Annotated in this window: 12 protein-coding genes and 1 tRNA gene; 11 read left to right on the forward strand and 2 right to left on the reverse strand. The window is 41.5% G+C overall.

The features are described 5' to 3' along the window. The first annotated feature begins 796 nt into the window (after positions 1 to 796). Positions 797 to 872 (forward strand) — tRNA-Lys (locus R2S57_RS26235). Positions 873 to 999: 127 nt separating this feature from the next. Then, on the forward strand, positions 1,000 to 3,084 hold the full coding sequence (locus R2S57_RS26240) for an FUSC family protein (protein ID WP_316847883.1): 2,085 nt from the start codon (positions 1,000 to 1,002) through the stop codon (positions 3,082 to 3,084). A gap of 799 nt (positions 3,085 to 3,883) precedes the next feature. Here R2S57_RS26240 and R2S57_RS26245 read toward each other — a convergent pair. Continuing rightward, entirely contained in the window at positions 3,884 to 4,564 is a 681-nt protein-coding gene (locus R2S57_RS26245; protein ID WP_316847884.1) for a LytTR family DNA-binding domain-containing protein, read from the reverse strand. Then, a complete protein-coding gene (locus R2S57_RS26250; protein ID WP_316847885.1) occupies positions 4,561 to 5,643 on the reverse strand; it encodes a sensor histidine kinase in 1,083 nt (360 codons plus the stop codon). Before R2S57_RS26250 ends, R2S57_RS26245 begins: the two co-directional genes overlap by 4 nt. Positions 5,644 to 6,316: 673 nt before the next feature. On the opposite strand from R2S57_RS26250, the gene R2S57_RS26255 reads away from it, so the two are divergent. From R2S57_RS26255 to R2S57_RS26295, 9 genes are all read left to right on the forward strand, one after another. Further along, positions 6,317 to 6,976: a GDSL-type esterase/lipase family protein gene (locus R2S57_RS26255; protein WP_316847886.1), complete on the forward strand. Its 660-nt coding sequence runs from the start codon at positions 6,317 to 6,319 to the stop codon at positions 6,974 to 6,976. A gap of 660 nt (positions 6,977 to 7,636) precedes the next feature. Beyond that, complete coding sequence (locus R2S57_RS26260) at positions 7,637 to 10,555, forward strand: triple tyrosine motif-containing protein (protein ID WP_316847887.1); 2,919 nt, start codon at positions 7,637 to 7,639, stop codon at positions 10,553 to 10,555. 260 nt (positions 10,556 to 10,815) lie between these two features. Continuing rightward, positions 10,816 to 13,980, forward strand: coding sequence for a TonB-dependent receptor (locus R2S57_RS26265; protein WP_316847888.1), 3,165 nt, complete (start codon positions 10,816 to 10,818; stop codon positions 13,978 to 13,980). Positions 13,981 to 13,990: 10 nt separating this feature from the next. Next, the gene (locus R2S57_RS26270; protein ID WP_316847889.1) at positions 13,991 to 15,520 is read left to right on the forward strand and encodes a RagB/SusD family nutrient uptake outer membrane protein; all 1,530 of its coding nucleotides are present in this window, start codon (positions 13,991 to 13,993) and stop codon (positions 15,518 to 15,520) included. A gap of 95 nt (positions 15,521 to 15,615) precedes the next feature. Continuing rightward, entirely contained in the window at positions 15,616 to 17,022 is a 1,407-nt protein-coding gene (locus R2S57_RS26275; RefSeq protein WP_316847890.1) for a glycoside hydrolase family 30 protein, read from the forward strand. 25 nt (positions 17,023 to 17,047) lie between these two features. Continuing rightward, on the forward strand, positions 17,048 to 18,799 hold the full coding sequence (locus R2S57_RS26280) for a cellulase family glycosylhydrolase (protein ID WP_316847891.1): 1,752 nt from the start codon (positions 17,048 to 17,050) through the stop codon (positions 18,797 to 18,799). Positions 18,800 to 18,815: 16 nt separating this feature from the next. Continuing rightward, on the forward strand, positions 18,816 to 20,015 hold the full coding sequence (locus R2S57_RS26285; RefSeq protein ID WP_316847892.1) for a multiheme c-type cytochrome: 1,200 nt from the start codon (positions 18,816 to 18,818) through the stop codon (positions 20,013 to 20,015). 92 nt (positions 20,016 to 20,107) lie between these two features. Then, a complete protein-coding gene (locus R2S57_RS26290; RefSeq protein WP_316847893.1) occupies positions 20,108 to 22,432 on the forward strand; it encodes a TonB-dependent receptor in 2,325 nt (774 codons plus the stop codon). 4 nt (positions 22,433 to 22,436) lie between these two features. Continuing rightward, positions 22,437 to 23,246, forward strand: a complete 810-nt coding sequence (locus R2S57_RS26295; RefSeq protein ID WP_316847894.1) for a DUF4249 domain-containing protein — start codon at positions 22,437 to 22,439, stop codon at positions 23,244 to 23,246. Positions 23,247 to 23,300 lie beyond the last annotated feature (54 nt).

Here is a 23,300-nt window from a genome sequence, read left to right on the forward strand (position 1 = left end):
GAGACGGCGTACTTCGGTAAAACCTTTAGATTATTAAGGCTAGTTAGCAAACGCCTAAAAACCCACACCAAACGTGTGTTGACACGATAATTTTACCGCACCCTGGAATAGGCACCCTGCTATCCGGCATCGGAAGTGATGGAAGGAGAAAACGTTAAAGCTTTAGCAATCATTTTCAAACTACCACTATCCCGAGGCAGCACGCCCTCCCCGATTTTTCATAAGCTTGTCCCGAAAACAATCTTCGGGAGGGGCTTGTGCTGGCGACTAAAAAAGCTTTGACGAATTTATCCGACATCGGTTCCAAGCCTTGATGTTATGCCTTTGTGTTTATTTTTTTCAATGGCAGCCATGCTTTTGCTGCGCTCAGGTTGGTTACCTTTTTATCAAGAAACCTGCGAAGCAAGCTTGAAGACCAATGAAAACACAAACACAACTGAAAAAAGGTAAGAGCCCCTTCGGCGGCGGCGCACCTGTACCGATTCTTCATCGGTAGCCGAGGCAAGACGGCGCGAAGGGCAAAACCTCGAAGGTGGTTGAACGAACGCAGTAATCACTTACAAAGAGATCCTTCGCTTACTCAGGATGACAATTACGAAGAATTCCTCTGACCCCTGCAATCTAGCCTAGTAAAAGATGAACGGATACCTTTCGACTGCGCTCCGGGAGACTGATTTAGCGTTCCGTCAGCTCTCTATAGTAAAAAAGCGTCACATTGCTTTGGCGCTTCACTCATATTAATCTGCTAGCAGGTTTAACTAACTCTCCCTTTTTTATCCTATATTTAATCTACCAAGACTTCTTAGCTCAGTTGGTAGAGCAACAGACTCTTAATCTGTGGGTCCAGGGTTCGAACCCCTGAGAGGTCACCATATTAAACCTTCCTTTTTTACCAATCTGCAAGCCATCATTACGGTTTTGCGATTGCGCTGTTTCTATTCAGTTTAATCCTGTACCTTTGCGGCTTTCTAACTGAGGTTTATTCATATTGATTCGTCCATGGGCAAAAACAGCATCGGCTCTACCATTTCGTATTTCTTTTTAGGGGAGTATTTTTCTGATGCACTGCGCACCACCATTACCGTGGTATTGCCCATTATATTGTTCTTTTACATGGGTAATCCCGAAGCGGCAAAAGGAATAGGGGTTGGGGCATTGCTGATCAGTTTAACCGATCTGCCCGATAACCGCCTCAACAAACTAAAAACAGCCTTATCCAGTATCATCGTGTTTTTTGCCACTACGCTGGTGGTGTCGTCGGTTTTAGATCAGGTTTACCTTACCGCTGTAGTGGTTGTTATTGCTGCTTTCAGCTTTTCGATGTTTGCCGTTTACGGGCAGAAACTCTCGCTCATTGGTACCATGGCACTGATTGTGTGCACTTTTGTGATGGGGCTTCACCCGGCGCGACCGCTATATTTTAGCAGTTATATTTTGCTGGGAGGCGTTTGGTATTATGTAATCAGTTTAATCCAGATTTTGCTGCGGCCTTACCGCTCGCTTCACCATGCCATTTTCGAATGCCTGATGAGCAGTGCCCTATTCCTGAACGCCAAGGCGAAAAATTACGATGTGGATATTCCGCTCGATCTGCAACAAAAGGAAGCGATAAAACTGCACATCAAGGTGAATCAGAAACATGAGCTGATCCGCAACCTGTTGCTTACCGATAAGTATGCCATGAACCCCGATAACCCTAAAGGCCGGCTGCTGTTGGAGCGGACGCGGTTATTGATCGATTTATATGAACAGCTGAATGCCGTACATTACGACTATGTTCTGGTGCGCGAGACATTGGCCACCGGACCAAGCTTAAAACTGATCGCCACCTTAATTGAATTGCTGGCCAAAGAGCTCGAACAATTGGGCAGGCACGTGCGCTCGGCCAAAGCTTATAAGGGCGAAGTGGCTACCAATATCGAATATTACCAGAAACGCGTGATGTTATTGCAGGAGATGGAGCTTTTGAACGAAAACCAGCGCAAGATTGTACTAAAAGTGGTTTCGAACATGAACGATATTGTGCGCATTATCGAAATGATCAGGGGCAACGAGCGTACGCCCGGGCAGCACTTGCAAGAGCTGAGCGGGCCGATTTCGTATCCCTTATTTATCACCGGCGACCGTTTTTCGATTAAAGAACACCTCACTTTAAAATCGCCTATCTTCAGGTTTTCGTTGCGTTTGGCCATTTGTTTCCTGTTTGGCTTTTTGTTGATCTGGCAATTGGAACCGAGTAAATACAGCTACTGGCTTTTCCTTACGCTGGTGATTGTGGCGCGGCCAAAGTTCTCGATTACCTGGAAACGGAATCTGCAGCGTTTAAAGGGGAGCCTTGGTGGCGTGGTAATCGGATTGGTGATTGTATATTTTGTGAAAAGCCCGGCGGTGCTACTTTCTTTCTCGGTGATCTTTCTGCTTGGTTTTTATGCCTTTAACCGTTTAAATTATACCATTAGTGTGCTGTTTATTACCCCCGCGGTAATTTTAACACTGGGCAGTTACCAGGGCCATTTCGACCATATTGTGCACGACCGGATTATTTTTACGGTGCTGGGCTGTGTAATCGCCATTTTTGCCACCTATCTTTTCCCGGTATGGGATAGCCGCCAGCTGAAAGCGAAAATAAGCAGAGCCACAACAGATACGCTGCATTATTTGCAGGTGGCGATAGAAAGGAAGGAAAACCTGGGTGAGAACATTTCGCGCATGGCGCGTAAGAACGCCAACCTGAGTTTATCGGCTTTGAGCGAAGCCATCGAATCGGCCAGTCAGGAGCCTATGCGGAAACACATCGATTTTAACGGCTTATACGGCGTACAATCAACCATTTATCAGATCAATGCGATTATTACCTCGATTTACCTTTCTGTTAACCATAAACCCGAGCAGGCCGATTCGCTGTTGGTCGATCGGATTGTAAGTAATTTAAGTGATGGTACGGTGATACAAAATAACGCCGAATTGGATAGTGATGAGGTATATTTGTATCACGATGGCGATCATTCTACCAAACAGAAGCTGGCACATATTGCGGCTTTGTCTTGTCAGTTTAATAGGTTTAGTGCGGGGTTTAGGGGGTAAGATATTGCTTTATTTTAATGTTGGCAGTCTGATCCAATAGCTATCAGAGGGAGTCGCATACCGCCCAGCGCTGTGCCCTTTGTGGTAAAAAAACGGAAGATGTAAAATGGAAGATGGATTTGGATCCGTGCAAATCTGTGTAATCTGTGGCAAACCATTAGGCTATGGGTTTGTTCCCGCAGATAAGATATCCGCCCAACTCTGTGCCCTCTGCGCCTTTTTCTCCGTGCCCTTTGTGGTAAAAAAACGGAAGATGTAAAATGGATGATGGATTTGGATCCGTGCAAATCTGTGGCAAACCATTGGGCTATGGGTTTGTTCCCGCAGATAAGATATCCGCCCACCTCTGTGCCCTCTGCGCCTTTCTCTCTGTGCCCTTTGTGGTAAAAAAACGGAAAATGTAATTGGATCTGCGTAAATTTGCGTAATCAGCGGGAGACTATAGACTACAGGTTTTTTTCCGCAGATTTAGATGATTACCGCAGATAAACTTTTCACCCAGCTGTGCTCTCTGCGCCTTTCTCTCCGCGCCCTTTGTGGTTAAAAACGGAAAATGTAAAACGGATGATGGAATTGGTTCCGCGTAAATCAGCGATATCAGCGGGAGACCGTTAGAATATGGGTTTGTTCCCGCAGATTAAATGAGTTGCTCTTCAGATGTTGTCAGCCTGATCCGATAGCTATCGTATGGAATCGAAGACCCTTCCATACGTAATTTATTGAAGTGTAATCCATCGTAAAACTAGAGTTGTCAACTTCTGTACGTTGTGCCTATTTAAAGTTGACAACTCACTAATCCTTATGCCTTCAACTGCCCCAACAACTCCTTCTTGTACAATTTACCGATAGGAATAAAGGTTTGGTTCGAAATCACCAGCATATCCTGTGCAATGCGGTTGATGTGCTGTTTATTGACCAGGAAAGAGCGGTGCACCTGTACAAATAACCTGGGGTCGAGTTTTTCTAACATGCTTTTTAGGGTATGGTAAATCACATGTTCCTTTTCGGTGGTGGTAATTTTAATATAGTCTTTTAAACCTTCGATGTACAGGATATCCTGCTGTTTTAAGTTAATGAGTCCTTGTTTATCTTTTACCAGGAGGGTATCTCCAGGAGTTTCTGTTTTCGATTTCAGCAAGCCCGTTTTTTCGATGGCTTTTTCAAAGCGGTCGTAAGCAAATGGTTTCAGGAGATAATCTACGGCATGGAGTTCAAAACCTTCAAAAGCATACTGTTTATAAGCAGTGGTAAAAATCGTAACCGGTGGCTCGCTAAGTGCTTTTAAAAAGGTGATGCCGTTTACCAATGGCATTTCGATGTCTAAAAACAGGATATCCACTTTGTTTTTATTGAGGTATTCGAAAGCTTCTACCGCATTGCGGTATTTAGCTACGAGGCTAAGGCCGGCAGTTTGGGCAATATAATGTTCGAGCACCTGATGGGCGAATGGCTCATCATCTAAAATCATACAGGTAATCATAGCGCTATGGTCAGTTTTGCGGTAAAAATATGGTTCTCTTCGCTGAAGGTTATTTCATGTCTGTTGGGGTAGTACAATGCCAAACGTTTTTTAATGTTTACCAGGCCTATGCCCCCAGGCATTTTTTGTTGCTGAAAAGGGTTATCGGTCAGGATTTCGTTACTGATGCTGAAGGAAAGGGAATGTTCATCAACGCTTAAATCGGCCTGTACGAAGCTGTTGTTCTCTAATTTATGTTTGCCATGTTTAAAGCTATTTTCTACAAGTGGTAAAAATAAAAGTGGTGGCAACTGGAGCTGCGCCGGCACCGATGGGGCATTAAACCTTATATTGGCTTCGGGAAATTTCTTTTGTTCGAGCTCGAAGTAACCTGATAGAAAATCAACTTCGCCTTTAAGCGAAACCGTTGGCTGATCGCAATCGTACAGGATGTACTGCATCATTTGCGAGAGCAGCAGAATAAACCTGGGTGTTTCTTTCGATTCCGTTAGGCTCATGCCATACAGGCTATTGAGTGTATTGAACAGGAAATGGGGCTGCAACTGGTTTTTAAGCATCACCAGTTGTAAGTTCAGGTGATCGGTTTCTACGCGGTGCCGCTGCAACTCGTTGGTATAAGAGAAACGCGAAAAAGCAATGCTCAGGAAGGCAATAAAATCGGTCATGATCATATTCCAGTCGATAAAATACCCAGCTGATTCTGTGCGGAAGAAATAATTTACCGGATTGCCTTGCGTAAGCTTCGCGAATACCCAGGCTACAGCGATATTATTGTAAGTGGTTAGAAATACAAAGTAGACAATGGTAAGCAGGCTGAGCCAGAGGTATTTCTTTTTGTAGAGCAGTTTGGGCACCGCCCAACGGTAATAGGGGATAATGTATAATGTTGAAACAATGCTGTAAACACAGATTTCTATATAAGGGAAATTCTGATGCACTTTGGGCAAGCCCGCATGATCGATATGGTATGAGTATTTGTAAAAGGCAACATAGAAAACCCAGATGAGGATTTCGAATATGATGGGGAAACTTAGGGAATTCTTTTTTTGCACGATGCTAAATTCGTTTAAATATTCCATTTGGGCGGTAATCTTTTCGACAAAGTGTTGTTTTTTCGCGACTAAAAAAAATGGATATTGCTTGTTCTTTTAACCGCAAAGAACACAGAGGAAAACACAAAGATCGCGGAGTTGGGTGGATAATCTGCATGATCAGCGGAGCCATTAGGCTGAAGGTTTGTTCCCGCAGATTGAAGAAGATAACCGCATATAAGCTATGCTCCCAACTCTGTGACCTCTGCGCCTTTCTTTGTGATCTCTGTGGTTAAATGATGGAAAATGTAAAACGGATAATGGAATTGGTTCCGCGTAAATCTGTGTAATCTGTGGCAAACCATTGGGCTATGGGTTTTTTCCCGCAGATAAGATATCCGCCCAGCGCTGTGCCCTCTGCGCCTTTTCTCTGCGGTTAAAAAGATGGAGGATGTAAAATGGAAGATGGAATTGGATCCGTGCAAATCTGTGTAATCTGTGGCAAGCCATTAGGCTATGGGTTTGTTCTCGCCTATAAGATATCCGCCCATAGTAGTAGGATTGCTTCATGCCTCGCAATGACGACCTTTTTATTGAACCTGTCAGTCTGAGCAGAGTCGAAGACCAACCCAACTTTGTGTCCTCTGCGGCCTAACTTTGCGCTCTTTGCGGTTAAATTATAGACTAAATTGGTATATTGTGCCTTTACACCCTTATTCCTATGAAAAGATCATTTTTAACCCTGTTTTTGATATCCTTTTTAACGATTACTGCATTCGCTCAAAACAAACCTAATTTTTGGGATGATGTACAAACCATTAAAAAGTACGATCAGATGTACAAAGCACCCGTTCATCCGGTACTGTTTGTAGGAAGCTCCTCGATCCGTAAATGGGATGATTGTACACAGGTTTTTGCCAAATACAAGGCCTTAAACCGTGGCATCGGTGGTGCAGTAATTAATGATATTACCTATTATTTAAACGACATTGTTTTTCCTTACCAACCTAAACAGATTGTATTGTACGTGGGTGAGAACGATTTGGTAAACGATACAGTAACGCCCGATACGGTTTTGAACAGAACCATCCGTTTATATCAAGGCATCAGGACGAAATTACCAAACGTGCCGATTGTTTACATCTCGATTAAACCAAGCCCAAGCCGGGATAAATATAAAGAGAAGGCAGTAGCTTCGAATGTATTAATCAAAAAGTTTTTGGCTGGCGAAGCCAATGTGAAGTTTGTTGATGTGTATCCTTTAATGTTAACAAAAGATGGGAAGTTAAGACCGGAGCTTTTTGTAGGAGATATGTTGCATATGAATGCTGCGGGTTACGCCATCTGGCGAAAAGCGGTTGAACCGTATTTGTTGAAATAGTTGGTTTTTACAAACTAAGAGTATTTCTCTAATTAATTCACCATATAAGACATGTAAGAACATATGAGCTTATGTGGCCTAAAATTTCTTATATGGTTAGAAAACCTTTGAGCTGTAGCGCTAAAAAATAAACACCTTTTTACCACCTTAGTCACCTGAGCACACCTAAGTTTAGGTTATTGCTTTGGTATTTAGTGTACTGTCTGTTGTTCTCTAGCCCCGATCCGATAGCTATCGGATGAACGGAAAGCCCACAGCGCAGCCAGGACTTGCAGTAAAAGCGGGACCGGACCAGGCCTAAGCAATACTGGCATTGCGCTCCAAAAAATAAAAGCGTCTATTTTATTCTCACCACCTCAGGCACCTAAGCACAATTTGTATAACGTTGCCAAACTTTACCATATGAGACATATAAGAACAAATAAGCTGATATGGCCTAAAATTTCTGATATGGTTAGATAACCTTTAGGGTATTACGCTGAAAAATGACAAGCACTTTTTTTCTCACCACCTTAGGCACCTGAGCGCACCTAAGCAATAAGGATTACTATGTTTTATCCATCATAACGATATATTTCCTGATGCGCGGTTGTAAACAAGGTTAATCGGAATTAAAATTATATATTTATTATTGCGTTCAAATCATCCTTTCTAACCCAGATGAATAAACTTCTACTTGCGATCATATTTTGTTTAACAGGCTATCATGTGCATGCCCAGGATCTTTTGGGTATTCCGCAGATCGTAAATTACAATAACGAGCAATATAATGCCGGTATCCAGAACTGGGATGTAGAGCAGGATAAGAACGGTATACTTTATTTTGGCAACAACGAGGGTTTGCTCACCTTTAACGGCCGTTATTGGAACCTTTTTCGATTGCCCAATTATACCTCGGTACGCTCGGTGGGCATCGATTCTAAAAACCGCATTTATGTAGGCGGGCAAGATGAGTTTGGATATTTTTACCCCAATGCACAGGGCGTTTTAAAATACACTTCCTTATTAAACCTGCTGCCAGAGAACATGCGGAAACTGGCCGATATCTGGGGCGTTTCCATCATCAATGATGAGGTGTTTTTTAGATCGATACATGCTATTCTGCATTATAAAGATGGGGTAATTAAAAGTTACAAAACCACTACCACCTGGCTCTTTATGGGCATGGCGAACAATAAGGTTTTTTCGCAGTCATCAGATTCGGGTTTAATGATTTACGAGCACGAAATGTGGAAACCCTTTTGTGCCGATAGCATATTAAACCGCTCGGCCATTACGGCGGTGCTGCCTTACGGTGGCGATACCCTTTTGGTTTCGGTTTTAAAAAAGGGATTCTTTCTGGTGGTTAACCATCAGTTAAAACCTTTAAAAACAAAGCTGGATCAGGTGTTTTTGAACGATAGGATTTACTTTGCCAATCAGATCAGTAATCATCTGTATGGGGTAGCCACTACCTCGGGCGGTGTATATATTATGGATAAGAAGGGCGAACTGGTACAGAAATACAATTACAGGGAAGGCCTACAGAACAACAACGTAAGGGGTATTTTGATCGATCGGGATAAAAACATGTGGCTCGCCCTGGACGATGGAATAGCCTATGTAGCCATTAATAGTGCCGTAAAGAACATTTTTCCCGACCGCAACAAACAGATTACCAGTTATGCCTTCCGGAAATTTAACCAATCGATTTACATTGGCACCTCAAACGGGCTGTACCGGGCAAAAGTAAGTTCAGGTGTACAGGATTTAAGCTATTCGCCTGCCAATTTTGAAGAAGTAAAGAATACAAAAGGTCAGGTTTGGGGCCTGGATGAGATTAACAGTCAGTTATTGATGGCGCATGAGGATGGAACATTACTGGTTGAAGATAATATTGCGAGACCAATTTACAGCCTGATCGGAACGTGGATGTACCAAACCCCGGATAATATTTATCCAAGCAATGAGGTAATTGCCGGCACTTATGCCGGGCTGCAAAAAATAACCTACAGCAACTCCCGTTTTACAAACGCCGGAAAAATCGGGGGAATTGCCGAAACCTTACGTTTTATTGTAGCCGATAACAATAACCCCGATCGCATCTGGGCATCACACCCTTATCATGGCGTATATAAAATAGAATTACGGCCCGATCATAAAAGTGTGCTCCGTACCACCTTGTATACCGATAAAAATGGTCTACCATCAAGCCTTTATAATTATGTTTTCCATATTAAAAACAGGGTAGTTATTGCAACGTCGGATGGGATTTATGAGTATGATGAAGGCAAACAGAAGTTTATCCGTTTTAAATTATTGGCCAGCGTATTAAAAGGTGTTTCAATCCAATACATGAAGGAAGATGGTGATGGGGATATCTGGTTTGTAAGCAATAAAAAAGTAGGAGTAATCGATTTTAAACATCCTTCGGGCGCAAATCCCTTCACTATTTTTTACCTGCCCGAACTGGATGGGAAAGTGGTTGGCGGTTTTGAATCTATATACGCCCTCGATAGCAAGAATGTATTTATTGGGGCCAACAAGGGTGCTTATCATATTAACTATGAAAAGTACATCCAAAACATCATCAAACCAATTGTAACCTTAGGGCAGGTTAAACTGCTTGGAAATAAAGACAGTTTGGTATTTGGGGGCTATTTTGTGAGCAAGGGTGTCATTTCTGCCAGGCAGGATCAACACGAGATACCAGAATACATCAACAGTTTAAACTCTATACACTTCGAATATGCGTCTACACTTTTTGAGCATGATAAGAATATAAAATTCAGCTATCAACTGGTGGGCTTCGATCGGGGATGGTCTGAATGGGGTACAAAGAGTGAAAAAGACTACACCAATTTACCTGCAGGGAAATATACTTTTAACATTAAAGCCAGAACGGATGTAGGCAACGAATCGGCTGCGGTGGCTTATACCTTTGTGGTGTTACCGGCCTGGTACAATACCATTTGGATGAAGATCTTTTATCTGATCTTAGTTGTACTGCTCATCAGGCTGATGATTAAATGGCAAAAGCGGAAGCACATTAAAGAGCAAGACCGCATGAGTTATCTCCATCAGCTCGAACTGGATCGGAATGAAAAGGAGATTGTGAGGTTGCAGAACGAAAAGTTAGAAGCCGATGTAAATTATAAAAACAAAGAACTCTCTACCATGACCATGCATTTGGTGCAGCGGGGTAAAGTATTGGCCAAGATCAAGGAAGTGATCTCGGCGGTAATTAAAAACCACGATATTAATGAAAGTTCACCAAGTTTCAGGCACTTAATCAGGCTGATCAGGGATGTAGAAAAAAAGGACCAGGAGCTGGATCATTTGAGTGTGCATTTTAACCATGTAAATACCGAATTCTTTAACAGGTTAAAAGACCTTTATCCCGATTTAAGTCAGAACGATTTGAAGTTTTGTGCCTATTTATCGATGAACTTATCATCAAAAGAAATGGCGCAACTGATGAATGTTACCATTAAAGCCATCGAAGTGGGCAGATACCGCCTAAGAAAGAAACTTCAGCTAAAACCAGAAACCAATTTATATGAGTTTTTGATCGATATTGCCCGTCAGAAAAGACCTTAAACCGATGTTTTTGTTACAAATGAAACATTTTCTTCTGAAATAAGTTAATTATCTGTTTTTCAGTATTGTTATGTGTTTTGTGTAGGGCTTATGTAGGTCTGTTTTTCTTTTTTTTAAGTGAATTGAGGGCTTCTGTATGGTTCGTGTAGTAGCAACAAATTGTGCTATTGTATTGCACCGCTATAGATTTGATTTATGAAACGGGGGCACCAAACTCCCCGGTCATTAACTAACCAAATTTTAACTTAAAACTAATTTCTATGAGAGGAAGATTTACATTCGTATTCTTCGTTTACTGTATCTTGGCATTTCCCCTGGCCTTATTGGCACAAGACATTCCCGTTACAGGAAAAGTAACAGAACAAAATGGTGATCCTTTACCTGGCGCAACGGTTAAGTTGGACGGGACAACCAAGGCCGCATCTACTGATGCTGCTGGTGTTTTTGTGATACAAGCGCCTGTAGGTGGAAAACTAACCATCAGTTTAATTGGTATGGCCACACAAACGGTAACTGTTCCAGCAGGAGGCCGTATCAATGTGACACTAAAAGCCGATTCGAAAGATTTAACAGAGGTTGTAGTAGTGGGTTACGGTACACAAAAGAAAAGTGTGGTAACTGGTGCAATTTCTAGCGTTAAAGCTTCAGATCTGGAAAATCAACCAGTGGTACGTATCGAACAATCGTTGCAAGGTAGAACTTCAGGTTTAACCATTGCGGCAACATCTGGTCAGCCAGGCTCGAGTTCTACCGTACGTTTAAGGGGTTTTACCTCTTTTGGTAACAGCAAGAACGATCCACTTTGGGTAATCGATGGGGTGGTAATTGATGCAGGTGGTATCGGTTATTTAAACCAGGATGATATCGAATCGATCGAGGTGTTAAAAGATGGTGCTTCTGCTGCAATTTATGGAACACGTGCTGCGGCGGGTGTAATTTTGGTAACCACTAAAAAAGGTAAAGCAGGTAAACTGAGCATTAACTATAGCGGTTATTATGGTACACAGGCACCAGCCAAAAAATTAGATCTGTTAGATGCTACACAATATGCAACGCTACGCAACCAGGCGCTTGTTAGTGCAGGTAAAGCTCCTGCTTTTGCCAACCCAGCTGCTTTAGGTGCAGGTACCGATTGGCAGGATTTAATTTTTAATGATAGTGCGCCAAAACAAAGTCATGAGTTTAGTGTATCTGGAGGAAGTGACAAGGCAACTTATTTTACCTCATTTGGTTATACTGATATTACAGGTATAGTTGCTTCTCCTGTTTCTAAATTTAACCGGGCGAACGTTCGTATCAATACAACTTTTAAGCCAATTAAAGAAATTACTTTTGGCGAGAACTTAGGTTATAGCCATGGCGTAAACAGCAGTATTGGCGAAACCAATCGTGAATTTGGTGGTATACTGAGTTCGGCAATTAATTTAGATCCGATCACGCCATCAGTAATTACAGATCCTGCTTCTCAGGCTACTTTTTTTCCTGCAGTAGGCTCAACACAATATACGGCGGCAACTAGAAATGGTGATGGTCAGCTTTTCGGTATTTCTCCTTATGTAGGACAAGAAATGAAAAACCCTTTAGCCATGATCCAAAACAGGTTGGGCAACTATGGTTACGACCACAATATTGTGGGGAACGTTTTTGCTGATATTGAGCCGATCCCAGGCCTACACGTGCGTTCATCGTTAGGTACAAAAATGGCTTTTTATGGAAGTAACTCATTTACCCCAATTGCCTATTATAATACTTCAACACCGATTAACCAATCCTCGTTGTCGAGAGAAAATACATATGTAATTAACTGGAATTTAGAGAATACAATCTCTTATAACAAGGTTATTGATAAGCATAATTTTACAGTTTTATTGGGTCATGGTGAATATAAAGATGGTAATCAGAGAAGGGCTACAGTGGTGTACAATAATGTACCTGCAAAAACCTTCGATGAAGCATCTTTCAGATACAATGCATTGCCAGCCGATAGAACAAACAGTAGCGGCGGTGATGGTACTGACCACAGAATCAATTCATTGTTTTCTAGGATTCAGTACAATTATGGTGAGAAATATCTGTTTTCTGCTTTGATCAGACGTGATGGATCATCAAGGTTTGGTGGCAATAACAAATTCGGGTATTTCCCTTCTGGCTCTGTGGGTTGGGTGCCTACTTTAGAAAATTTCTTTCCTAAAAATGATGTATTAACTTTCTTGAAAATCCGTGGAAGTTACGGGGTAACCGGAAATGATGGTATTGGTGATTTCCCATACATTCCAATAGTTGGAGCGGGTGCCGACCGTAATTATGTATTTGGCTCAACAACCGAAACCGTGTATGTAGGTTATAGTCCAGGTGCTCCGGCCAATCCCGATCTGAAATGGGAAGAAACCCGTCAGGCAGATATCGGTATTGATGCAACGCTATTTCAAAATTTAACCTTAACAGTTGATATTTACAACAAGAAAACAACCGGTATTTTACAAAACCCACCTATTCCTGGGTATGCAGGTTATGGAAGTTTCGCACAGAACGTTGCCGATATTCAAAACAGGGGTTTAGAGATTGAGCTGGGTTACAGAAAGAAAATCGGGCAGGTAGACTTTGGAGTAAATGGAAATGTTTCCTTTTATAAAAATAAAGTCACGCAACTACTTCCAGGAAACCTTTTCTTAGAGGATAATAGTGCAACCTTCCAAAATTTCGGTAATATTACCAGAACGGGCTTGAACTTGCCTTACCAACAGTATTATGGTTATCAATCGTTGGGTATTTTTCAAAGTCAGGCGGAAATTGATAGTTATTTGGGAGCCGATGGGGTAACCAAACTACAGCCGAATGCAAAACCTGGCGATTTAAAATTTGCCAACCTAACCAACGATAATATTATCAATCCTGATGACCGTACTTATTTGGGCAATCCAAACCCTACGGTAAGTTATGGTATCACCATCAATTTAGGTTATAAAAACTTCGACTTCACCGCTTTTGGAAGTGGTTCGGGTGGCAATCAGATTTTTCAGGGTTTGAGAAGACTGGATATCGGTACCGCGAATTATCAGAGCAAGTATTTAGATGCATGGACACCAAGCAATACTGGTGCTTCGCTACCACGTATTGTTGATGGCGATCCAAATGGCAACTATACCAAGTTTACCAATTTGTATTTAGAAAGCGGTAATTTCTTCAGGTTAAGAACGATGCAACTTGGTTACTCATTGCCTAACAGTATTATCAATAAATGGGGAATGAAAAAATTGAGGGTATATGTATTGGCAGAGAATTTATTTACCATAACCAAATATACCGGTTACGATCCTGAATTGGGTGTAACTGCCGATTCAGGTGGTGGTGCACAATATGGTATCGACCGTGGAGCATATCCACAAGCAAGGGCATTTTTATTTGGGTTAAATGTTGGGTTTTAAGAATTAAATCATGATGAAAAAGAATTTTTTATACGCTACAGCAATGGTACTTACTGTAGTGTTGGGTTCCTGCAAAAAGGATTTGGAAGTAAATCCACAGGACCGTATTACTTTAGATAATTACTATAAAACACAGGCTGATGCCTTTACAGGATTGGTGGCCATTTATGATCGGTTTGCCTTTCAATCAGGCGGCTTATATGATAAATCTGCCGTGATGAGTGTTGCAGGTGATGACCAACTCGCGGGAGGAGGTAGTTCTGGCGATATTAATGATCTACAGGTAATGCAAAACTATACGCTTAATGCAAGCACGGGTCCGCAAAGTTACCTTTGGACAAGAGGCTATAGCGGGATTTACAGAGCGAATGTATTACTGCAGAAGATTGTTGATATCCCTATGGATGCAACATTAAAAGCGAGGTATATTGCTGAAACTAAAGCCATGCGCGCTGCATTCTATTTCGATCTGGTTACGTTTTTTAAAAACGTGCCGATTATAGAAGGAACAGTTGATCCAAAAGATCTATACAATGTTGTGCAGGCTGCACCTGCTGCAGTATATGCTTACGTTGAGAAAGACCTGGCCGATGCGATACCCGGATTGCCAAATACAGTACCAGCGGCTACCGAGGGTGGACGATTAACGAAAGGCGCTGCACAGGCTTTGTTGGGAAAGGTGTTATTGTATGAGAAAAAATGGCAGGCTGCGGCCGATCAGTTTGCGGTGGTAAATGGTACAGCGCCGGGTGTTTCACCTTCGGTTTATGGCTATAAACTCATTCCTAACTTCGGTGATTTATGGAAACCAAGTAATAAATTCAATTCAGAATCAATTATCGAGTTTGTTCACAGCAAAAATTCTAATGGCAATTGGTCGGCTGCTGGTAATAGCGAAGGTAATTTATTATCCATTACCACCGGACCAAGGGGTTACAGCAAAACATTGAGTACCGCACCTGATTATTTTAGTGGTTATAGTTTTTTGGTATTTACAAAAGCTTTTTATGATTTCATTCATTTCGATCCAAGAAACGGTGCTACAGTTGCCAATTTAGACAGTTTGCAAACCAATGGGATTGCTAAATATACTGCTGGGTACAACAATACGGGTTATTTCTTTGCTAAATATATGGGCTTAACCACTCAAGCTGCTGCAAATACACCTGAATTGAATTTCGGAATAGATGAATATGAAATCCGTTTGGCCGATACCTATTTAATGGAGGCCGAAGCATTAATGAATGCAAATGCAGCTGTTGGTGTAGGTAGCAGAGCCTATCAATTGTTAAATGCTGTTAGGGCGAGGGTTGGCCTAAACCCAGTGGCAGTAACACAGGCAAATATTGAAAAAGAAAGAAGGCTAGAGCTTGCTGGAGAAGGACAACGTTTCCCTGATTTGGTACGTTGGGGAAAGGCTGCGGCAACATTGGCTTCAAAAGGTTTTATTGCTGGCCGTCATGAGGTTTTCCCAATTCCTCAGGGTGAATTGAACAACACCAAAATTGAACAGAATAAAGAATGGGGCGGAACAAAATAATTGCTCATCTATTATATACGCTTAAAGTTTAATTGTTAACAGGAAGGAAGCACAGTCTTTCTTCCTGTTTTTTAATCCGATTTTCATTTTTATCTATGCTTTCTACCAAATCGCTTCGCCTTTTTATTGCCTGTATTTTTACCTGCTCTTCTCTTTCCGCCGTTGCCCAAAATCAGGCAGAAGTTTGGCTTACCAAGGCAGATCGATCTGTATTATTTACCAGGCAGGCAGCAGGCTTAAGTTTTGCTACAGCTAAAAATGATCACCCAGCCATTGTGGTAAACGATAAAGAAACGTTTCAAAGTATTGATGGTTTTGGTTATGCCTTAACAGGTGGAAGTGCACAGCACATTGTTAAAATGTCGGCACCCGCCAGAGCGGCATTATTGAAAGAATTGTTTGCCACTGATGGAAATAACATTGGCGTGAGTTATATCCGTCTGAGTATTGGTGCCTCCGATTTAAACGAAAAAGTATTTTCTTATAACGACCTTCCCGAAGGACAAACCGATTTAACACAGGCTAAATTTGATTTAGGCCCGGATAAAGTGGATGTAATTCCGGTAATGAAGGAAATCCTTGCGATAAACCCCAAGTTAAAAATTATGGGCTCGCCATGGTCTCCTCCCTTATGGATGAAAACCACTTACGATGCCCGTGGAGGCATGTTAAAGCCCGAATATTACGACGCTTATGCTAAATATTTTGTCCGTTATGTACAGGAAATGCAAAAAGAAGGGATCCCTATTGATGCCATAACCGTTCAGAATGAACCTTTACATCCAGGGAATAACCCAAGTCTGTTAATGGTTGCGCCTGATCAGGCACTTTTTGTTAAGAAATTTCTCGGTCCCGCATTTGCAAAGGCGAATATTAAAACCAAAATCCTGGTATACGATCATAATGCCGACCGGCCAGATTACCCGATTACGATTTTAGATGATCCTGAAGCCAAAAAGTATATTGATGGCTCTGCCTTTCACCTGTATGGAGGAAAAATCGAAGCCTTAACTGATGTACATAACGCCCATCCTGATAAAAATATTTACTTTTCCGAGCAAATGGTGGTCGAACAGCCAGATGCTACAGATATTAAAATTGTGAACCCGGTTAGGCGTTTAATTATTGGCGCTACCCGTAACTGGAGCAAAAATGTACTGGAATGGAATCTGGCCGCCGATCCTGAAAATAAACCTTATACCGATAGGGGCGGTTGTTCGATGTGCCAGGGTGCGGTAACAATCAATCATGATACTTACAGTAGAAACCTGGCTTATTATTCTATTGCACACGCTTCTAAATTTGTCCGGCCGGGCGCCGTTCGTATTGCCACGAACGATTTAAGCGATTTGCCAAATGTTGCCTTTAAAACACCTGCGGGGAAACACGTTTTAATTGTAGCGAATAGCGGTAAAAATGCCGCTACGTTTAATATTGCTTTTAACGGCAAAAGCCTCGTTGCGGTACTTGATAAAGGATCTGTAGCCACTTATGTCTGGTAATTATCTAAAACCTAACCTTGTTTTTATGTCTTTCACAAAATCGATATTATATATTTTTCTGTTCAGCATTATTTCGTTTACAGGTTTTAGTCAGGCTTTTTTAAAGGCCGAGGGCAAAAAAATAGTCAATGAAAAAGGAGAGAATGTTTTGCTCCGTGGTTTTGGTTTAGGTGGCTGGATGCTGCAAGAGGGGTATATGCTCAAAATCAACAAAGAAGCACAGCAATACCGCATCCGCGAACGGATAGAAGAGCTGATGGGACCAAAACAGACACAGGAGTTTTATGATGCCTGGCTGGCCAACCACATGCGTAAAATCGATGTCGATTCGATGAAGCGTTGGGGTTTTAATTCCATCCGTTTACCCATGCATTACAATTTATACACTTTGCCGGCAGATAAAGAACCTGTTGCAGGCAAGAATACCTGGCTGGAGAAAGGTTTTACCTTAACAGATAGTTTATTGTCCTGGTGTAAGGCCAATAAAATGTACCTGATTTTAGATTTACATGCTGCCCCTGGCGGACAAGGGAATGATTTAAACATTGCCGACCGTGATCCTTCAAAACCTTATTTATGGGATAGTGAAGCCAATCAGGAGAAAACCATTGCCCTCTGGAAAAAACTGGCCAAACGTTATAAAGATGAACCTTATATTGGCGCATATGATATCCTTAATGAACCAAACTATGGTTTCGAAAATCCAACAGAAGATAAAAACGGGACGAAAGAAAAAGTGAATGCACCATTGAGAAAACTAATGGTCGAAATCACCAAAGCCATTCGCGAGGTTGATCAAAAACACATCATTATTATAGAAGGCAATGGCTGGGGCAATAATTACAACGGTATTTTTCCGCTATGGGATAAAAATATGGTGTTGAGTTACCACAAATATTGGAATTATAACGATCAGGCTTCAATAACACATATGCTCAAAGCGAGGGATGAGCAAAATGTTCCGGTTTGGCTGGGCGAAACAGGCGAAAATTCGAATGTCTGGTTTACGGATGCCATCCATCTTTTAGAAAAAAACAATATCGGCTGGTCTTGGTGGCCGTTGAAAAAAATAGGTGGCAATAACCCGATGGAAATTAAATCGAACCCCAATTACGATGCTCTGGTAAAATACCTGAACAATGGGGGCAACAAACCAAAAGACAGTAATGTGTACAGTGGACTAATGGAACTGGCCATTTATTCGAAATTAGAAAATACCATCATCCACCATGATGTGATCGATGCGATGATCCGTCAGCCGTTTAGCAACGAAACCAAAGCTTTTAAAGCCAATTTAATTAAAGATAAAAGTATTGTTTATGCGGTAGATTATGATCTGGGTAAAAACGGTTTTGCTTATTTCGATACCGATACAGCCGATTACCATACTTCAACCGGAAAACGAACAGCTGGAAACCGTGGCCGGATTTACCGTAACGATGGCGTAGATATTGCAAAAGATTCGGTTCAGTACGAAAAGTATTTTGTAAACCATATCGAAAAAGGAGAGTGGTTACAGTATACCGTAAACGTTGCGCAAAAAGGAAACTATACTTTAAAAATAAATACCGCGGCAGATCATGCTGATGGTAAATTAACAATCACCATTGATGGTAAAGTGGTGGCTAAGGCTATTGCCGTTCCCAATACCGGCGATAACAAAAAGTTTGGAACCTTTGAGGTTAAAAATATCCCTTTAAAAGCAGGCAAGCAAAAAATTAAGGTATTGGCAGATGCAGGAGCTTATAATTTTAGTTATATTCAATTTATAAAGTAAAAACAAAACATACATCTTGAAAGGCGCAAAACGGATCCTGCTTATTTTAGGTGCAATTGCTATTGTGAACATTATTCTTTCGAGATGTATGAATGCAGCAGATAAATTGCCAGCCGATATCAGGGGAGAGGCCTATACCGGAGCCGCAACCTGCATAAAATGCCATCAAGATTTATCCCAATCTTACGCCCACAATGCACACGGTTTAACTTCTAAACCTGTGCTGGATGCGGATTTGTTAAAGGTTTTTCAGGCTGACTCTAATCACTTTTTATACGATACCCATCAAAAAGTGATGATCGAGAAAAGGGATAGCGGTATTTTTCAGGTAGCTTACCAGGATAACAAAGTGGTACGTGCCCAGAAGTTTGATATGCAGTTTGGCTCGGGCGAAAAGGCTTATACTTATGCTTATTGGCAAGGGAAAAAGTTATACGAGCTGCCTTTATCTTATTTTTCTGCCATACAAAATTGGGCCATCAGCCCAGGTTTTACAAAAAACACCTTTTATTATGATCGGGCAATAACGAGCCGATGTTTGGAGTGCCATGCTTCTTATGTAGATATTAAAGTGACGCAACAATCTACTTTTTCAAAAGATGAAGAAATGGAAAAGGGTTCTGTTATTTATGGTATCGATTGCGAACGTTGCCATGGTCCAGGTAAACAGCATGTGGTGTTTCATATGGAAAACCCTGAAGAAAAGACCGCAAAATTTATAAGCATTTTCAAAACACTTTCCCGTAAACAGAAAATGGATGTTTGCGCTGTTTGTCATTCGGGCAATACCTTGGTGGCGCAGCGGTCGGTATTCGGTTTCCAGCCTGGCGACGATCTTGATGCTTATTATGCGCAGGATTTTGTAGGTTTTGGCGGTGGCAACATCGATGTACATGGAAACCAAAGCGCCATGTTACAGGGCAGCAACTGTTATCGGAAAAGCGAAACCATGACTTGCCAATCGTGCCACAATACACACGAAAATATTAAAGGCAACCTGGCAATTTATTCGCAGCGATGCATAAACTGCCATAAAACAACTAAGCACAGCCAGGTTACTTTGGCAAAAGGATCTATCGCTACCAATTGTATCGATTGCCACATGCCCAAAGAATCTTCAAAACTGATCACTTTCCAACAGGCGGGCAAAGACCATTTGAGCCCTTATATGCTGCGCTCACACCATATTGCCATTTATCCCGTTATTAGTAAGTAACCCAGGTTGTATGAAGAAATTCGCAGTTATCCGTTAAAAGGGCTTGGAATTCGTACATTTGGTTTCGACCTTAAAAATAGATAGTAGCCAATATGCTCATAAAACACTACTTAGCCTTTTTCTTCCTTTTCTTTACCACCACAGCTACTTTTGCTCAAAATAAATTTACCCTTAGCGGCACCATCCGCGACGCCAGTTCGGGCGAAACGCTGATTGGCGCTACGGTTAGGATTACCGGCGCGTCTACGGCAGCAACTTTAACCAATAACTATGGCTATTTTGCCTTAACCCAACCTGAGGGAACTTATACCGTTTCGGTGAGTTATACGGGTTATGCGGCTGTGGTTAAAACCATCAACCTAACCAAAGATACCAAGCTGAACGAAGAGCTAAAAAGTGCGATCGATCTGGCTGAGGTAACGGTAAACGCAAATAACCGTAAAAATGAAAATGTTAAAAGTGCACAGATGGGACTGGAGCGGATCGATATGAAATCGCTAAATTCCATTCCTGTGCTACTGGGCGAAAAGGATATTTTAAAAACCATCCAGTTATTGCCAGGCGTAAAATCAGGCGGAGAGGGCAATACCGGTTTTTATGTGCGCGGTGGTGCGGCCGATCAGAATTTAATCATTTTAGACGAGGCCGTGGTATACAATTCTTCCCACCTGCTTGGCTTTTTCTCTACTTTTAATGCTGATGCAATTAAAGATGTAAGCTTGTACAAAGGTGGCATGCCGGCACAATACGGTGGTCGTTTATCGTCTGTTTTAGATGTTAAAATGGATGATGGAAACAACAAGGAATTTAAATTTCAGGGTGGGATCGGATTGATTGCCTCGCGTATAAAAGCAGAAGGACCGATTGTAAAAGACAGGGGTTCGTTTATGGTGAGTTTCCGTAGAACTTATATCGACCTGTTTTTAAGGTCTTCGCCCGATTCGACGGTAAATGGCAGTACCTTAAATTTTTACGACATTAATGCAAAGGCGAATTATAAAATCAATGATAAAAACACCATTTACATTTCCGGCTATTTTGGTAAAGATAATATCGGTGTTAAAGACCTGTTCGAAAACAATTGGGGCAACGTAACCACCACCATCCGCTTAAACCATATTTTTAGCGACCGTTTATTTTCGAATACCTCGTTAATTTACAACAATTACAATTATACTGTCCGCTTGTTAAATGATGCCACCAACTTTAAGGCAACCTCATTGGTTCGGGATTTTAACTTTAAGGAAGATTTTCAGTATTTCAGCAATAAACATACTTTAAGGTTTGGGTTAAATGCCACGCAGCACCGTATTTCGCCGATTGATATTGATAGTGATGAAGCCTCACAGGTAAATTCACTTACGCAGGAGAGACGCTACGGGATAGAATCGGCCGCTTACATTTCTGACGAATGGGCCGTAAACGAACATTTAAACTTTTTATATGGGGTACGCCTGGCTGCTTTTTCTTTAATGGGACCTGGTAATTTTAGCACTTATGATGAAGATGGCAATACCCTGTCCACAGAAAACGTAGCCAAAGGAAAGTTTCATAAAAACTATTTTAACCTGGAGCCACGTTTTTCGGTAAGTTATCTGTTTAATGATGAAAATTCGATCAAAGCTTCTTATAACCGGAATACGCAGAATGTGCATATTTTAACCAATGCCACATCCAGTTCACCAACCGATCAGTACGTATTAAGCAGTACCAATATTAAACCCGAAATTGCTGATCAGGTAGCTTTGGGTTATTTCAAAAATATTCAGGACAATAACTATGAACTTTCGGGTGAGATCTATTATAAATGGATGCAAAACCAGATCGATTACAAAAACGCAGCAGAATTATTGGCCAATTCAAATATTGAATCAGAACTTTTATACGGGGTGGGCAGGGCTTATGGCCTGGAACTGTTTGTTAAAAAGAAATTTGGCAAACTGAACGGTTGGATAGGTTATACCTTATCGCGTACCGAACGTAAATTTACTGAACTTAATAATGGTAAATATTTTCCGGCAAGGCAGGATCGCACACATGATATTTCGCTTGTGGGCATTTACAGCATGACCAAACGCTGGACTTTCTCCTCGAGCTTTATTTATAGCACGGGTAATGCGGTAACCTATCCAGCAGGGAAATACAGCATTGGTGGACAAATGGCCTACTATTACACACAAAGAAACGCAGGCCGTATGCCTTATAATATGCGTTGGGATGTGAGTGCCACTTTAGAAGGGAAACCGGGCAAAAAATACCAATCGAGCTGGAATTTTGGGATTTATAACTTACTGGCCAGAAAAAATCCTTATTCTATTGAATTTATCACCGACCCTGATAATCCGGCTAAAACGGCTGCCCAGCAAACCTCCCTGTTTGGTCTTATTCCTTCGATTACCTGGAACTTTAAATTTTAAAACAATGAAAAAACTCATCATATACTTTTCGCTGTTCGCTTTATGTTTAACTTCTTGCAAGAAAATTATCTCTATTGATACCGAAAATGCTGCGCCTCAAATCGTAATAGAAGGGGGGATTAATGACCAATTGATTGACCAGAAGATTAAGATCAGCAAAACCATTGGCTATACCGAAGCAAATGTTTTTCCAAAAATTTCGGGAGCAAGTGTTACCGTAACGGACGACAGGGGAAATACTTATATTTTTAAAGAAGGCGCCACACCGGGTACTTACATTAACAAGATGAAGGGACTGCCGGGAGTTACCTATAATTTGAATGTTAACGCCGAAGGACAGACCTATACGGCCAGTTCAAAAATGCCCAATGTGGTGAAAATGGATTCCATCGGGGTGATCAAAAACTTTTTCTTTGGCCGGGAACGCAAAACCGCTGCAGTATTTTTAAAAGACCCGATTAACGAAACCAATTTTTATCACTTTAACCTGTATGTAAATGATATTTTATCGGAACGTTTTTACGTCAACAACGATCGTTTAACAAATGGAAACGAACTTAGGATCCAGTTGTTTTTTAAGCCGCCCACCAACGACCACGATAGCGACGAGTTGAACTCAAAGGATAAAATCAAGATAGAAATGGAGTGCATTGATACGAACATTTTCGATTATTGGTATGCTTTAAGTCAGCAATCCAACCGTGGGCCAAATCAGGGTACTACGCCAGCTAATCCAACGTCTAACCTTTCTAATGAGGCACTGGGTTATTTTAGCGCCAATACCTATCAGGTGTTATCAGCCACTGTGAAGTAATAAGGCTGGGCTAATTCTTATTATCCAAAACACCCTAAAATTTTTATTGTTAAA

Origin of the sequence: Pedobacter psychrodurus, from assembly GCF_032678585.1 — a bacterium.
GTDB classification, from domain to species: Bacteria; Bacteroidota; Bacteroidia; order Sphingobacteriales; family Sphingobacteriaceae; genus Pedobacter; species Pedobacter psychrodurus_A.

What these genes read in the sequence shown, in the direction of transcription:
- R2S57_RS26295 (WP_316847894.1), top strand. Translation starts at nt 22,437, where the DNA reads ATGAAAAAACTCATCATATACTTTTCGCTGTTCGCTTTATGTTTAACT.
- R2S57_RS26245 (WP_316847884.1), bottom strand. Translation starts at nt 4,564, where the DNA reads ATGATTACCTGTATGATTTTAGATGATGAGCCATTCGCCCATCAGGTG.
- R2S57_RS26255 (WP_316847886.1), top strand. Translation starts at nt 6,317, where the DNA reads ATGAAAAGATCATTTTTAACCCTGTTTTTGATATCCTTTTTAACGATT.
- R2S57_RS26275 (WP_316847890.1), top strand. Translation starts at nt 15,616, where the DNA reads ATGCTTTCTACCAAATCGCTTCGCCTTTTTATTGCCTGTATTTTTACC.
- R2S57_RS26240 (WP_316847883.1), top strand. Translation starts at nt 1,000, where the DNA reads ATGGGCAAAAACAGCATCGGCTCTACCATTTCGTATTTCTTTTTAGGG.
- R2S57_RS26250 (WP_316847885.1), bottom strand. Translation starts at nt 5,643, where the DNA reads ATGGAATATTTAAACGAATTTAGCATCGTGCAAAAAAAGAATTCCCTA.
- R2S57_RS26265 (WP_316847888.1), top strand. Translation starts at nt 10,816, where the DNA reads ATGAGAGGAAGATTTACATTCGTATTCTTCGTTTACTGTATCTTGGCA.
- R2S57_RS26260 (WP_316847887.1), top strand. Translation starts at nt 7,637, where the DNA reads ATGAATAAACTTCTACTTGCGATCATATTTTGTTTAACAGGCTATCAT.
- R2S57_RS26280 (WP_316847891.1), top strand. Translation starts at nt 17,048, where the DNA reads ATGTCTTTCACAAAATCGATATTATATATTTTTCTGTTCAGCATTATT.
- R2S57_RS26290 (WP_316847893.1), top strand. Translation starts at nt 20,108, where the DNA reads ATGCTCATAAAACACTACTTAGCCTTTTTCTTCCTTTTCTTTACCACC.
- R2S57_RS26270 (WP_316847889.1), top strand. Translation starts at nt 13,991, where the DNA reads ATGATGAAAAAGAATTTTTTATACGCTACAGCAATGGTACTTACTGTA.